The 13,115-nt window shown below is 66.9% G+C and carries 14 protein-coding genes; 10 read left to right on the forward strand and 4 right to left on the reverse strand.

Annotation, left to right across the window (positions count from 1 at the left end; genetic code table 11):
• Positions 1-63: 63 nt before the first annotated feature.
• From hutC to CXB49_RS21395, 7 genes are all read left to right on the forward strand, one after another.
• Positions 64-780 (forward strand): histidine utilization repressor, encoded by a 717-nt coding sequence (gene hutC / locus CXB49_RS21365; RefSeq protein WP_101710240.1) that lies wholly within the window; start codon positions 64-66, stop codon positions 778-780.
• A 180-nt stretch (positions 781-960) separates the two neighbouring features.
• Positions 961-2,202, forward strand: a complete 1,242-nt coding sequence (hutI, locus tag CXB49_RS21370; RefSeq protein WP_101710241.1) for an imidazolonepropionase — start codon at positions 961-963, stop codon at positions 2,200-2,202.
• Between the two features lie 64 nt (positions 2,203-2,266).
• Complete coding sequence (gene hutG, locus CXB49_RS21375; RefSeq protein WP_101710242.1) at positions 2,267-3,196, forward strand: formimidoylglutamase; 930 nt, start codon at positions 2,267-2,269, stop codon at positions 3,194-3,196.
• A 39-nt stretch (positions 3,197-3,235) separates the two neighbouring features.
• Entirely contained in the window at positions 3,236-4,906 is a 1,671-nt protein-coding gene (hutU, locus tag CXB49_RS21380) for a urocanate hydratase (RefSeq protein ID WP_101710243.1), read from the forward strand.
• A gap of 105 nt (positions 4,907-5,011) precedes the next feature.
• Positions 5,012-6,544 carry a histidine ammonia-lyase gene (hutH, locus tag CXB49_RS21385; protein WP_101710244.1) on the forward strand — a complete coding sequence of 511 codons (1,533 nt, stop codon included), beginning with the start codon at positions 5,012-5,014 and terminating at the stop codon, positions 6,542-6,544.
• A 405-nt stretch (positions 6,545-6,949) separates the two neighbouring features.
• Entirely contained in the window at positions 6,950-7,495 is a 546-nt protein-coding gene (locus CXB49_RS21390; RefSeq protein ID WP_101710245.1) for a GNAT family N-acetyltransferase, read from the forward strand.
• Positions 7,496-7,694: 199 nt separating this feature from the next.
• Positions 7,695-8,681: a questin oxidase family protein gene (locus CXB49_RS21395; protein ID WP_101710246.1), complete on the forward strand. Its 987-nt coding sequence runs from the start codon at positions 7,695-7,697 to the stop codon at positions 8,679-8,681.
• Positions 8,682-8,733: 52 nt separating this feature from the next.
• On the opposite strand, the gene CXB49_RS21400 is transcribed toward CXB49_RS21395, so the two are convergent.
• Positions 8,734-9,927 (reverse strand): amino acid aminotransferase, encoded by a 1,194-nt coding sequence (locus CXB49_RS21400; RefSeq protein WP_101710247.1) that lies wholly within the window; start codon positions 9,925-9,927, stop codon positions 8,734-8,736.
• A 71-nt stretch (positions 9,928-9,998) separates the two neighbouring features.
• Positions 9,999-10,289, reverse strand: a complete 291-nt coding sequence (locus CXB49_RS21405) for a superinfection immunity protein (protein ID WP_158300993.1) — start codon at positions 10,287-10,289, stop codon at positions 9,999-10,001.
• A gap of 198 nt (positions 10,290-10,487) precedes the next feature.
• Here CXB49_RS21405 and CXB49_RS21410 point away from each other — a divergent pair, with 198 nt between their 5' ends.
• Genes CXB49_RS21410 through CXB49_RS21420 form a run of 3 tightly spaced genes read left to right on the forward strand, consistent with a single transcriptional unit; the run spans position 10,488 to position 12,455 of the window.
• Positions 10,488-10,949, forward strand: a complete 462-nt coding sequence (locus tag CXB49_RS21410) for a GNAT family N-acetyltransferase (RefSeq protein ID WP_101710249.1) — start codon at positions 10,488-10,490, stop codon at positions 10,947-10,949.
• On the forward strand, positions 10,924-11,568 hold the full coding sequence (locus tag CXB49_RS21415; RefSeq protein ID WP_101710250.1) for an alanyl-tRNA editing protein: 645 nt from the start codon (positions 10,924-10,926) through the stop codon (positions 11,566-11,568). The genes CXB49_RS21410 and CXB49_RS21415 overlap by 26 nt, the downstream gene beginning before the upstream one ends.
• Positions 11,568-12,455, forward strand: a complete 888-nt coding sequence (locus CXB49_RS21420) for a DMT family transporter (RefSeq protein ID WP_233492882.1) — start codon at positions 11,568-11,570, stop codon at positions 12,453-12,455. The genes CXB49_RS21415 and CXB49_RS21420 overlap by 1 nt, the downstream gene beginning before the upstream one ends.
• 1 nt (position 12,456) lies before the next feature.
• On the opposite strand, the gene CXB49_RS23795 is transcribed toward CXB49_RS21420, so the two are convergent.
• Positions 12,457-12,678 carry a hypothetical protein gene (locus CXB49_RS23795; RefSeq protein WP_158300994.1) on the reverse strand — a complete coding sequence of 74 codons (222 nt, stop codon included), beginning with the start codon at positions 12,676-12,678 and terminating at the stop codon, positions 12,457-12,459.
• A gap of 21 nt (positions 12,679-12,699) precedes the next feature.
• Positions 12,700-13,101, reverse strand: coding sequence for a hypothetical protein (locus CXB49_RS23800; RefSeq protein WP_233492883.1), 402 nt, complete (start codon positions 13,099-13,101; stop codon positions 12,700-12,702).
• Positions 13,102-13,115: the final 14 nt, after the last annotated feature.

A 13,115-nucleotide genomic window follows, 5' to 3' on the forward strand; every position in this document is an offset into this window, starting at 1 on the left:
GGATCAGCCAGCGCGGCGGCCGCTCGCGTTACAATCGGCCATTCCCTCGTCAATGGAGCCACGGTGTCAGACGCCCCGCAACCCCGCTACCAGCGCATCAAGGACTACATCCTGTCCGGCATCCGCGATCGTCACTTCCTGCCCGGCTGCAAGATTCCGCCGGAACTGGAGCTGGCGCGCCAGTTCGGCGTGTCGCGGATGACGGTCAACAAGGCGGTGCGCGATCTGGCCGAGGCCGGCATCCTGCTGCGCTTCGCCGGCGACGGCACTTATGTGGCGGAGCGCAAGGCGGAATCGCCGCTGCTCGACATCAACAACATCGCCGCCGAGATCGGCGCGCGCGGCCACCGGCATACCGCCCAGGTGATGGTGCTGGAGTCGGTGCCGGCCAGCGAGGAAGTGGCGCTGCGGCTCAGCATGCGCGCCGGCGGCCCGGTCTACCACTCGCTGATCGTCCATTGCGAGGACGAAGTGCCTATCCAGCTGGAGGACCGCTACGTCAATCCGGCCTTCGCGCCGGATTATCTGCGGCAGGACTTCTCCCAGCGCACGCCGAACGACTACCTGATGCAGAGCTGCCCGCTCACCGATATCGAGCATAGCGTGGAAGCGGTGCTGCCGGGGGCGGTCGAGCAGACCTTGTTGGGCATCGTCGCCGCCGAGCCGTGCCTCTTGGTGCTGCGCCGTACCTGGTCGCACAAGAAACTGGTCAGTTTCGCCCGGCTGACGCATCCGGGCCTGCGTTACAAGCTGCGCTCGCAGACGCGGGTCAAGAAGTAAGCTGTATATACAATTAGGCGGCATTGCCGCAGCCAGGACGGCCGCCTATTGGGCGGCCTTTTTTATTGCCCTGCAACATCCATCGCTCGAATCCCCGCCATTTCCGGCCTTGTCCTCGTCTGCTTGACAAGCTCAGACCATGGGCGTAATTGTATATACAAATATCCGCACAGGACCGCCATGAACGCCGCTTCTTCGCACCGCCCCAGCCTGTGGCTGAACGCCAGGCTCGCCACCATGGACCCGGCCCGCGACGCGCCCTACGGCGCGCTGGACGGTCACGCGCTGTTGTTGCGAGACGGCCACATCGAAGCGGTGCTGCCGCAGGCCGGCGTCGACGCCGCCGCTTTCGACGGCGAGGTGTTCGACCTGCAGGGACGCTGGATCACGCCCGGCTTCATCGACTGCCACACGCATCTGGTCTACGGCGGCAGCCGCGCCGCCGAGTGGGAAAAGCGGCTCTCCGGCGTGCCCTACCAGCAGATCGCCGCCGAGGGCGGCGGCATCGTCTCCACCGTCCGCGCCACCCGCTGGCTGGACGAGGAAGAGCTGGCGCTGGAAAGCCTGCCGCGGCTGAAGGCCTTGATGGCCGACGGCGTGACCACGGTGGAGATCAAGTCCGGCTACGGCCTGACCCAGGCCGACGAATTGAAGCAGCTGGCCGCCGCGCGGCGCCTGGAGGCTTTATTGCCGGTGGAGGTGGCGACGACGCTGCTGGCTGCCCACGCATTGCCGCCGGAATACGCCGGCGACGCCGACGGCTACATCGATCTGGTGGTCGAATCCATCGTGCCGGTGGCGGCGCGGGCCGGTCTGGCCGAGGCGGTGGACGCGTTCTGCGAATCGGTGGGCTTCACGCCGGCGCAGACCCGCCGCGTGTTCGAGGCGGCGCGCGCCCACGGCTTGAAGATCAAGGGCCACGTCGAGCAGCTGTCCAATCTGCGCGGCGCCGAGCTGGTGGCCGAATTCGGCGGCCTGTCGGCCGACCACATCGAATATCTGGACGACGCCGGCGTCGAGGCGCTGCGCCGCGCCGGCACCGTCGCGGTGCTGCTGCCCGGCGCCTTTTATTTCCTGCGCGAGACGCAGAAGCCGCCGGTGGACAAGCTGCGCGCCGCCGGCGTGCCGATGGCGGTGTCCACCGACCTGAACCCCGGCACCAGCCCGTTCGCGTCGATCCGTCTGGCGATGAACCAGGCCTGCGTGCTGTTCGGTCTGACGCCGGAAGAGGCGCTGGCCGGCGTCACCCGCCACGCGGCGCGGGCGCTGGGCCGCGGCGACAGCCACGGCCGGCTGGCCGCCGGCTGCGTCGCCGACCTGTTGGTCTGGGACATCGCCCATCCGGCCGAGCTGGCCTACAGCGTCGGCGTGCCGCAACTGAAGCAGCGGGTGTTCCGCGGAACGCCGCAATCCATCGACTGATTACGTCCGGCCGGCCGGACGCCAGCGCGCTTCCGGCCCATCGGCAATTAAGGGAAGTGTGCTCATGGTGGACATGAAGATCTGGACCGGCCGCGTCGACGCGGCCGAGGGAGAGGCGGCCAAGCGTTGGCATCAGGCGGTGCAGGCCATGCCCGAGGGCGGCGCGCCCGGCATCGCCATCATCGGCTTTGCCTGCGACGAGGGCGTGCGCCGCAACCAGGGCCGCGTCGGCGCCGCCGGCGGCCCGCAGGCCTTGCGCAAGGCGCTGGCCAATCTGGCTTACCACCCGACCTTGCCCTTGTACGACGCCGGCGACGTTGCCTGCGCCGACGGCGATCTGGAGGCCGCGCAGCGCCGCCTGGGCGAGACGGTGGCGCAGGTGATCGCCGCCGGCCACCTGCCGCTGGTGCTGGGCGGCGGCCACGAGACCGCCTACGGCCACTGGCTGGGTCTGTCGGCCGCGCATCCGGACAAGCGCATCGGCGTGATCAATTTCGATGCCCATTTCGACCTGCGCCAAGCCGACGAGGCCACCAGCGGCACGCCGTTCGCGCAGATCGCCGCCGACTGTTCCCGCCATGGCCGGGTGTTCCGCTACCTGTGCCTGGGCGTGGCCGAAACCGCCAACACCCAGGCCTTGTTCGACACCGCGCGGCAACTGGGCGCCGAATGGCGGCTGGACACCGATATGAATGGCTGGCAGCTGGCCGATATCCGCGGCCAGCTGGCCGAGTTTCTCGACAGCGTCGACGCCGTCTACCTGACCATAGACCTGGACGTGCTGCCGGCGGCGCAGATGCCGGCGGTGTCGGCCCCGGCCGGCTACGGCGTCGACATCGCCGTGGTCGAGGCGCTGACGTCCCGCATCGCCAAGAGCGGCAAGCTCGCCGGCGCCGACCTGGTGGAATTCAACCCCCAATACGATATCGACAGCCATGGCGCCAAGGCGGCGGCGCGGCTGGCCTGGAGCCTGAGCCGCCACCTGCGCCGTTGACGATCGCGCGATTCAAGGAAATACAGAGGAGAGAGAACCATGACCGACCCGCGTTTTGACGCTTCCCGCCACATCCGCGCGCCGCGCGGCAACCAGCTGACATGTAAAAGCTGGCTGACCGAAGCCGCCTACCGGATGATCCAGAACAATCTGGACGCCGAAGTGGCCGAGCACCCGCAAAGCCTGGTGGTGTACGGCGGCATCGGCCGCGCCGCGCGCAACTGGGAATGCTACGACAAGATTCTGGAAACGCTGCAGCGGCTGGAAGACGACGAAACGCTGCTGGTGCAGTCCGGCAAGCCGGTCGGCGTGTTCAAGACCCACGAAAACGCGCCGCGCGTCTTGATCGCAAACTCCAATCTGGTGCCGCACTGGGCCAACTGGGAACACTTCAACGAGCTCGATAAAAAGGGCCTGATGATGTACGGCCAGATGACGGCCGGTTCGTGGATCTACATCGGCTCGCAGGGCATCGTCCAGGGAACGTACGAGACCTTCTTCGCCGTCGCCAACCAGCACTTCGGCGGCAAGCCGCAAGGCCGCTGGATCCTGACCGGCGGCTTGGGGGGCATGGGCGGCGCCCAACCGTTGGCCGCGACGATGGCCGGTTTCAGCATGATCGCCGTCGAATGCGACGAGACTCGCATCGATTTCCGGCTGAAAACCCGCTACGTCGACCGCAAGGCCACCACGCTGGACGAGGCGCTGGCCATCGTAGAAGACGCCAAGCAATCGGGCAAGGCGGTGTCGGTGGGCCTCTTGGGCAACGCCGCCGACGTGTTCGCCGAGCTGGTGGCGCGCGGCGTCACGCCGGACGTGGTCACCGACCAGACCTCGGCCCACGACCCGGTGCACGGCTATCTGCCGCAAGGCTGGAGCGTGGCCCAGTGGCGCGACAAGCAGAAGACCGACGCCGCCGCCGTCAGCGCCGCCGCCAAGCAGTCGATGGCTATCCAGGTGCGCGCGATGCTGACGCTGCAAAGCCGCGGCGCGGCGACGCTGGACTACGGCAACAACATCCGCCAGGTGGCGCTGGAAGAGGGCGTGGCCAACGCTTTCGATTTCCCCGGCTTTGTGCCGGCCTATGTGCGCCCGCTGTTCTGCGAGGGCATCGGCCCGTTCCGCTGGGTGGCGCTGTCCGGCGATCCGGAAGACATCTACAAGACCGACCAGAAGGTGAAGGAGCTGATCCCCGACGACCCGCACCTGCACAACTGGCTGGACATGGCGCGTGAGCGCATCGCCTTCCAGGGCCTGCCGGCGCGCATCTGCTGGGTGGGCCTGAAGGACCGCGTGCGCTTAGGGCTGGCCTTCAACGAGATGGTGAAGAACGGCGAATTGAAGGCGCCCATCGTCATCGGCCGCGACCATCTGGATTCCGGCTCGGTCGCCAGTCCCAACCGCGAAACCGAAAGCATGAAGGACGGTTCCGACGCCGTGTCCGACTGGCCGTTGCTGAACGCGCTGCTGAACACCGCCGGCGGCGCCACCTGGGTCAGCCTGCACCACGGCGGCGGCGTCGGCATGGGCTTTTCGCAGCATGCCGGCGTGGTCATCGTCTGCGACGGCAGCGACGCCGCGTCCGAGCGCCTCTCCCGCGTGTTGCGCAACGACCCGGGCACCGGCGTGATGCGCCACGCCGACGCCGGCTACGACATCGCGGTGGATTGCGCCAAGACGCAGGGCCTGGACCTGCCGATGTTGAAATAAGAGCAGGGCCGCGGAGCCTCCTGCCGGGAGCGCTCCGCCGGCCGGCGCGGCGCGGAAACGCGAAGCGCGAACAGCAGAACAAAGAAGCATAGAGAGACAGAAGCCATGAGCATCCTCAACATCGTACCGGGCCGGCTGACGCTGGCCGAATTGCGCCGCGTTTCACGTGAAACCGGCCTGCAACTGAAGCTGGACCCGTCCGCCTACGCGGAGATAGACGCCTCCGCCGCCACCGTGGCGCGGGTGCTGTCCGAAGGCCGCACCGTCTACGGCATCAACACCGGCTTCGGCCTGTTGGCCAGCACCAAGATCGCCACCGACGAGCTGGAGCTGCTGCAGCGCTCCATCGTGCTGTCGCACGCCGCCGGCATCGGCGCGCCGATGGACGACAGCACCGTGCGCCTGGTGATGGCCTTGAAGATCAACTCGCTGGCGCGCGGCTTCTCCGGCATCCGCCGCGACGTGATAGACGCGCTGGTGACCTTGTTCAACCGCCAGATCTACCCGGTGATCCCGCAGAAGGGTTCGGTCGGCGCGTCCGGCGATCTGGCGCCGCTGTCGCATATGAGCGCGGTGCTGATCGGCGAGGGCGAGGCCTTCGTCGACGGCGTGCGGGTGCCGGGCGCGGTGGCGATGCGTTCCGCCGGCCTGGAACCGATCACGCTGGCGCCGAAGGAAGGCCTGGCCTTGCTGAACGGCACCCAGGCGTCCACCGCCTTCGCGCTGGAGGGCCTGTTCGCCGCCGAGGACCTGTACGTGTCGGCCACCGTGGCCGGCAGCCTGTCGGTGGAGGCGGCGCTGGGCAGCCGCACCCCGTTCGACGCGCGCATCCACGAAGTGCGCGGCCATCAGGGCCAGATCGACGCCGCCCGCCTGTACCGCGAACTGCTGGCGCACAGCCAGATCGAGCAGTCGCATGAAAACTGCGGCAAGGTGCAGGACCCGTACAGTCTGCGCTGCCAGCCGCAGGTGATGGGCGCCTGCCTGACGCAGATCCGCAACGCCGCCGAAGTGCTGCGCGTCGAGGCCAACGCGGTGTCCGACAACCCGCTGGTCTTCGCCGGCGACAACGACATCCTGTCCGGCGGGAATTTCCACGCCGAGCCGGTGGCCTTCGCCGCCGACAATCTGGCTTTGGCCATCGCCGAAATCGGCTCGCTGTCCGAACGCCGGATGGCGTTGCTGATAGACAGCAATCTGTCCAAGCTGCCGCCTTTCCTGGTCAACAACGGCGGCGTCAATTCCGGCTTCATGATCGCCCAGGTGACGTCGGCCGCGCTGGCCAGCGAGAACAAGTCGCTGGCCCACCCGGCCTCGGTGGACAGCCTGCCCACCAGCGCCAACCAGGAAGACCATGTGTCGATGGCCACCTTCGCCGGCCGCCGCCTGCGCGACATGGCCGGCAACACCGCCGGCATCCTGGGGGTGGAGCTGCTGGCCGCCTGCCAGGGCATAGACTTCCGCGCGCCGAACAAATCCAGCGACACGCTGGAGGCGGCCAAGGGCATGCTGCGCGAGCAGGTGCCGTTCTACGACAAGGACCGCTATTTCGCGCCCGACATCGAGAAGGCGGCCGCGCTGGCGGCCAGCGGCCGCTTCAACGGCCTGATCGGCGGCGGGATGTTGCCGTCGGTGTAAGGCGAATGGTGCGTGATCCCGTGGGTGCGTCGCCCCGTGGATGCGTCGCCCCGTGGATGCGTCACCCCGTGGATGCGTCACCCCGTGGATGTGTCACCCCGTAGGGTGCGTCACCCCATAGGGGCGACGCACCGTTGAGGTGGAAAAACCCGAGGGCAGGCCGAATGGCTTGCCCTTTTTGTTGGACGTCATATTGTGAAGGCATGGCTTTGCCGGACGTTTCTGACAGTGAATCACGCTGCGGCGAGCCGTTTTCCGCGCCCGGCATCCGGCAGAAAACGGCTGATGCCGGAAAAGATCGCGAACCGGCTCTAAGGTCAGGTCCGCTGAACCCCGTCGGCATGGTGGAGTCTGAACGTGTTGGTGCCTCTGGCCCTGTTCATTTTCCGACAATAGGAGCCCGATATGACCGACCTGTCCACGCTCAGCTTCACGGTTGTGCCCAACCGCGATCTCTCCGCGCATCAGCGCGACGGCATCCTGAGCCTGTGCTCGCAGGCCTATGAGGAAGATTTTTCCCCCCAACTGGGTGGTTTGGAAGACGCCACCCACTTGCTGGTTCACGACGCCGGCGAGCTGGTCAGCCACGCCGCCTGGCTGCAGCGCGAATTGCGCGCCGATGGCCTGCCGCCGCTGCGCTCCGCCTATGTGGAGGCGGTGGCCACGCTGCCGGACCGACAGGGCAAGGGTTATGGCAGCGCAATGCTGTCCACCATCCCGGCCTTGATCGGCGACGACTACGACATCGCCGCGCTGTCGCCGTCCGAGGCCGACTTCTACGCCCGCCGCGGTTGGGAGTTGTGGCTGGGGCCGTTGGCCTATCATGACAATGGCAGCCTGGTGGAAACGCCGGAGGAAGAGGTGATGATCTACCGGCTGTTCTACACGCCGTCGGCGCTCGATATCAGCGGGGCGCTGGAAACCGACTGGCGGCCGGGCGAAGTCTGGTAAGCGCCGGTCCAGGCGGACAACCGGCCCTGGGCCGGTTTTTTGACTGTCGCGCGGCATCGGCGCCGGTCGCCATGCCAGTCGGGACGGGGCTGTGACGGGTGGATAGCGCTCCACTATCGCCGTCATCCCGAAATCCAATTGGGATTTTCCGGGATGCCGACCCACAGTGAACGGGAACGGAATCGCGAAGGAGACGCGGATGTTGCAAGAGTTGCTGTCGCCGTTGCTGGCCTATGCCGGCGGCTATCGGCAAGGCCTGTCCAACCATTTGCCGATGGCGCTGCAGGCGCTGGCCGAGCTGGGCGCCGACGAAGCCGAATTGCGCCGCCATGCCGCGTCGTGCAAGCACCTGGAGCCGCTGGACGACGATGGCCGCGACATCGCCGATACCGGCGGCTGGCTGGGCGATCCGAGCAGCGAGGCCGCCTGGCGGCGGCGTTTCGCCTGGGAGCGGGAAAGCGACAGATGGCAGCGCTGCTGGCCGCAACGGCTGCGGCTGGCGCTGGAGGCGCCGGCCTCGGCGTCGTTCCACGGCCTGATCCGGCTGTCCTACGCGGTGCGCGGCGGCGTGGCGGGGGAGATCGACGCCGCGCTGGCCTATGCGCTGTCGCACTGGCGCATGCTGCCTATGCCGGGGCGCAGCATGGTGCAGTTGACGCTGGCCGAGCTGATGCGCGACTGGCAGAGCAGGCCGATTCCGCCGGAGGCGGGGGAGGCGCGCATCCTGGACGATATCGAGCAGGCGCTGGCGATGCCCGAGCTGCAATGCCGGCTGCCCCCCGGCCTGTTGGCGGGCGCGCGCGAACAGCGCCGTCTGTGCCGGCTGTTGTTTCTGGCCGCGCGCGATTTCAAGTCCGTGCATCTGATCACCGCCTGGGAGGCCGGCTTGAGTCTGGCGCGCGGCAACGGCATGGGCGAAGTGCCGGATTGCGCCGCCTTGCAGATGCAGATGGCGTTGCTGGGGACATACATCTACGACGGTTGTCCGGTGCTGCCGCAACTGCGGCGCGGCCCGCTGCCGTCGCTGGAGGAGATTCGCCGCCTGGCGCGGGAGCAGCCGGACGATCACAGCATCAAGCTGGCGCTCAGTTGCCTGCGTCTGGCCGAGATGGACGGCGACGCCGCCTGGATGGTGCTGGCCACCGAAGTGGCCGCGCACGGCTGGCCGGAGCGGATGGCGGCGTGAAACGGAAAACGGCGGGCCGCCGCGGTGCGGCCAGCCCGCCGTTCAGACCGATCTATTGCACTTTGGCGAAGGCATCCGCCACGTAGGGCGCGTTGGCGGTATTGAGGCCGGCCACGCACATGCGGCCGCTGCCGACCAGATAGACGCCGAAGCGCTCGCGCAACTGGTCCACCTGGGCCTGGCTGAAGCCGGTGTAGCTGAACATGCCGCGCTGGTCGACCAGATAGCCGAAATCGCGTCCCGGCAACGCTTCCTTCAGCACCTGCACCAGCACGCCGCGCATCGCCTGTATGCGTTCGCGCATCTCGTTCACTTCCGACACCCACAGCGCCTTCAGCTCGGCGTCGTTCAGCACGGTGGCGATCACCCTGGCGCCGTGCGTCGGCGGGCTGGAGTAGTTGCGGCGCACGGTGGCCTTCAGCTGGCCCGACACCAGCGAGGCCTCGGCGGCGTCGCGGCATACTACGGACAGGCCGCCGCAGCGTTCGCCGTACAGCGAAAAGATTTTCGAGAAGGAGTTGCTGACCAGGAAGGACAGGCCGGCGTCGGCCATCGCGCGGATCGCGTAGGCGTCTGGTTCCAGGCCGGCGCCGAAGCCCTGATAGGCGATGTCGAGGAAGGGAATCAGCTGGCGCGCCTTGGCGACGGCCACCACCTGGTCCCATTGCGCGTCGCTGAGGTCGGCGCCGGTCGGGTTGTGGCAACACGGGTGCAGCAGCACGATGCTCTTGGCCGGCAGCGTGTCCAGCTTGGCCAGCATTGCGGCGAAGTCGACGCCGCGGGTGGCCGGATCGAAATAGGGGTAGCGCTCCACCGCGAAGCCGGCGCCTTCGAAGATGGCGACGTGGTTGTCCCAGGTCGGGTCGCTGACCCAGACGCCGGACGCCGGGAAATAGCGTTTCAGGAAGTCGGCGCCCACTTTCAGCGCGCCGGAACCGCCCAGCGTCTGCAAGGTGGCGATGCGGCCGCTGGTCACCGCCGGATGATCGGCGCCGAACAGCAGCGTCTGCACCGCGTTGCGATAGGCCGGCATGCCGTCCATCGGCAGATAGGTGCACGGCGGCTGGGCCTGGCCGGCCAGCAGCGCCTCGGCCTGCTCCACCGCCTTCAGCCGCGGAATGCGGCCGGCTTCGTCGTAATACAGGCCGATGCTGAGATTGACCTTGTCGGCGCGCGGGTCCTTGCCGAAGGCTTCCACCAGCGACAGGATGGGGTCGCCGGCATAGGCGTCTACATGTTGGAACACGAGTCTTCTCCTCTTGGTTTGCGGACGCCCGCGCTTGTTCGGGGGCGGGTCGCCGGGATGCGGCGCGGCGCTCAGGCCAGGTCGTCGCGTTTCAAAGCCAGCCCCATCGCGAGCAGCCACGGCACGATCAGCCAGCCGCCCAGCACGTTCAGCAGCGCCACCTGCTTCAGTCGCCGGCTTTTCACCAGCACCGCGGTAACGGTGGGGACCAGATAGGCGCCGGCCATCGCCAGCGCGTCGCCGAGCCAGATCGCGGCCTCGACCAGCGGCGGCAGATTGCGCCAGCTGCCGTAGCACCATAGCAGGATGGCCAGCGCCAACAGCGTGAACAGCAGATTTCTCAGCATCGGCAACAGGTTCATGGCGGGCGGTACGATAGGGGAAACCCATATCGTGCGAGTTTTTGTCGGCGCTGGCAACGGCAAGTTTGGGATGGAGTGAAATGATCGTGCCATAAATTTCCTTCAATACGGCATTTCGTGCCATTTCATATGCCGAACGCTTGTTCGGATGCCGTCGCTTGTTTACGCTGGGACTTTCTGCGGGAGACGGGAAGCCCCATGGCAGTGGAAATCGACGCCGATCCGCGGCGGCTGGACCGCGAGCGGATTTACCGCTATCTGTCGCGCGAATCGTACTGGGCGCGCGGCTTGCCGCGCGAGGTGTTCGAGCGCTCGCTGGCGCATTCGCTGTGCTTCGGCGCCTATGCCGAGGACGGTCAGCAGATCGGTTTCGCCCGCGCGATAACGGACCAGGCCACCTTCGCCTATCTGGCCGACGTCTTCGTGCTGGACGGCTGGCAGGGGCAGGGCGTCGGCAAGCGGCTGGTGGAGGCGGCGCTGGCGCATCCGGCGCTGCAGGACCTGCGCAGGATGGTGCTGGCCACCGCCGACGCGCACGGCTTGTACGCGCAATACGGCTTCACCGCGCTGAACCGGCCGGAGAGAATGATGGAAAAGCTGGATCAGGACGTGTACCTGAGAAAGGCGGCGGGCGATGACGCGCAAACAGTTCTGGAGTGATCCTTATCAGACCGAGCTCGCCACCCGCGTCAGCCGCGTCGACGGCGCGCGGGTATGGTTGGAGGAAACCATCTTCTACGCCTTCTCCGGCGGCCAGGAGAGCGACAGCGGCCGCATCGCCGGCCATCCGGTGCGACAGGCCGAAAAGCAGGGGATGGACATCGTCTACACGCTGGACGCCGATCATGGCCTGGCGGCCGGCGACGCGGCGACGGTGGAGATAGACTGGCCGCGCCGCTACCGGCTGATGCGGCTGCATTTCGCCGCCGAGCTGGTGCTGGAGGTGATCTGCCGCCAGATGGACGACGCGGAGAAGATCGGCGCCCACATCGCCGAGGATAAGGCGCGGATAGACTTCACGCTGGACCTGCCCATCACGCCTTTGCTGCCGGCCATCGCCGCCGCCGCGCAGCGGTGGATCGACGATGATCTGCCCATCGTCAGCGCCTTTTCCGACGAGGCGGCCGGGCGCCGCTACTGGGAACTGCCCGGCTTCGCCCGCGTGCCCTGCGGCGGCACCCATCTGAGGCGCAGCGGCGAGGTGGGGCGGATCGCCCTGAAGCGCCGCAACGTCGGCAAGGGCAAGGAGCGGGTGGAAATCTATTTACTGGATCAATGATGCTGTATGACCTGGCCGCAGTCGGCGCCGCCGGCTGCTGGGCGCTGGGCGGCTTGCTCGGCGCCTCGCCTTCCCGCCATTTCGGTCCCTTCGCCTTCACCCGGCTGCGGCTGACGCTGCTGACCGCGGTGCTCGGCGGCGTCAGCCTGTTGTTCGGCGGCTGGCATTCGATCAGCGCGGCCAGTCTGGGGCCGGCGCTGCTGTCCGGGCTGACCGGCATCTTCCTCGGCGACACGGTGATGTTCGCGTCGATGAACCGGCTGGGGCCGCGCCGCACCGGCTTGCTGTTCGCCACCCATTCGGTGTTCTCGGTGCTGTTGGGCGTGTTGCTGTTGTCGGAGCGCTTGAGCGCCGGCGCGATGCTGGGCAGCCTGCTGGTGTTCGGCGGCGTACTGCTGGCGGTGGCCTTCGGCCGGCGCGAGGTGGACGCCCATGTGTGGGAGCGCAACGACAAGCTGGCGTCCGGCGCCGCGCTCGGTCTCGCCGCCGCGCTGTGCCAGGCTTTGGGTACCTTCTTCGCCAAGCCGGCGATGGCGGCCGGCCTGGAGCCGGTGACCGCCTCGGCGCTGCGGATGGGCGTCAGTTGCGGCGCCCACTACCTGCTGTGGTTCAGCGGCTGGAAACTGGCGCAGAGCCGCGGCCCGTACACGCCGCGGATGCTGGGCCAGACCGCGCTGAACGGCCTGGTGGCGCTGGGCCTTGGCATGACGCTGATCATGCTGGCCTTGCAGCGCGCGAACGTCGCGACGGTGGGCATCCTGTCCGCGCTGAGCCCGGTGCTGATCCTGCCGATGCTGTGGGTGGTCCTGCGCCGCCCGCCGCCGCCGCTGGCCTGGCTGGGCGCGGCGGTCAGCTGCGCCGGCACCGCGCTGGTGGTGCTGCGCTGAGTCATGTAAAAACCGCGCCGATGGGCGCGGTTTCACGTGGAACGTTGATCGTTGTTAATTGGTAGTTCCAGTCGATGGGGGGGGGGCGGTGGTCTGCTGGCGCGGGGATATTGTCTTGTCCTTGCCACTCCAGATAGGCGCACCAATCGCGATTGGAGGTATCCTGTGGGACGAACAGATTCTGTTCGATCAGTTTCACACCATTTTGGGTCAGTTGGTACATGATTGATTTCTCCCGCTGTATTTAGAGTTCGGCATCCGCAGACCAGCTGTATTGCCAAAGCGTGGTTCCTACGGCTGGACTATCCGTGATGATCATGCCCAACGCATTGGTATCGCACTCCACTGCAATGACCTTCAATGGCGATAGTTCACCGGAATTCTCGATAAAACCTTGATCGCCGGTACTGGGGCGATAAATCGTGATGGAGGGCATGGCTCTCTTGGTGACTTTGAAAGTGGTGCCGGGAAACCAAATCAAACCAGGGTGTGAGCACACATTGGAATTGCCTCCATTGATATAAACAGTACCGGGTGCTTTTCCGATTGGATAGGATGTTTCATAGTAACGTTGGCAGAGTGACAAGTCGGTGTAATAAGGACGTGTTTCGAATTCGCTGGCTATCGTTCCCTTTTCCACTTGCACATCGCTAATGATGA

This window comes from Chromobacterium sp. ATCC 53434, assembly GCF_002848345.1.
In the GTDB taxonomy this organism is placed as follows: domain Bacteria; phylum Pseudomonadota; class Gammaproteobacteria; order Burkholderiales; family Chromobacteriaceae; genus Chromobacterium.

Excerpts from the sequence above, each read along its gene's own strand:
- CXB49_RS21415 (WP_101710250.1), top strand. The coding sequence starts at position 10,924 with ATGACGCGCAAACAGTTCTGGAGTGATCCTTATCAGACCGAGCTCGCC.
- CXB49_RS21405 (WP_158300993.1), bottom strand. The coding sequence starts at position 10,289 with ATGAACCTGTTGCCGATGCTGAGAAATCTGCTGTTCACGCTGTTGGCG.
- CXB49_RS23795 (WP_158300994.1), bottom strand. The coding sequence starts at position 12,678 with ATGTACCAACTGACCCAAAATGGTGTGAAACTGATCGAACAGAATCTG.
- CXB49_RS21410 (WP_101710249.1), top strand. The coding sequence starts at position 10,488 with ATGGCAGTGGAAATCGACGCCGATCCGCGGCGGCTGGACCGCGAGCGG.
- CXB49_RS21420 (WP_233492882.1), top strand. The coding sequence starts at position 11,568 with ATGCTGTATGACCTGGCCGCAGTCGGCGCCGCCGGCTGCTGGGCGCTG.
- hutH (WP_101710244.1), top strand. The coding sequence starts at position 5,012 with ATGAGCATCCTCAACATCGTACCGGGCCGGCTGACGCTGGCCGAATTG.
- hutI (WP_101710241.1), top strand. The coding sequence starts at position 961 with ATGAACGCCGCTTCTTCGCACCGCCCCAGCCTGTGGCTGAACGCCAGG.
- CXB49_RS21390 (WP_101710245.1), top strand. The coding sequence starts at position 6,950 with ATGACCGACCTGTCCACGCTCAGCTTCACGGTTGTGCCCAACCGCGAT.
- hutU (WP_101710243.1), top strand. The coding sequence starts at position 3,236 with ATGACCGACCCGCGTTTTGACGCTTCCCGCCACATCCGCGCGCCGCGC.
- CXB49_RS21395 (WP_101710246.1), top strand. The coding sequence starts at position 7,695 with ATGTTGCAAGAGTTGCTGTCGCCGTTGCTGGCCTATGCCGGCGGCTAT.
- hutG (WP_101710242.1), top strand. The coding sequence starts at position 2,267 with ATGGTGGACATGAAGATCTGGACCGGCCGCGTCGACGCGGCCGAGGGA.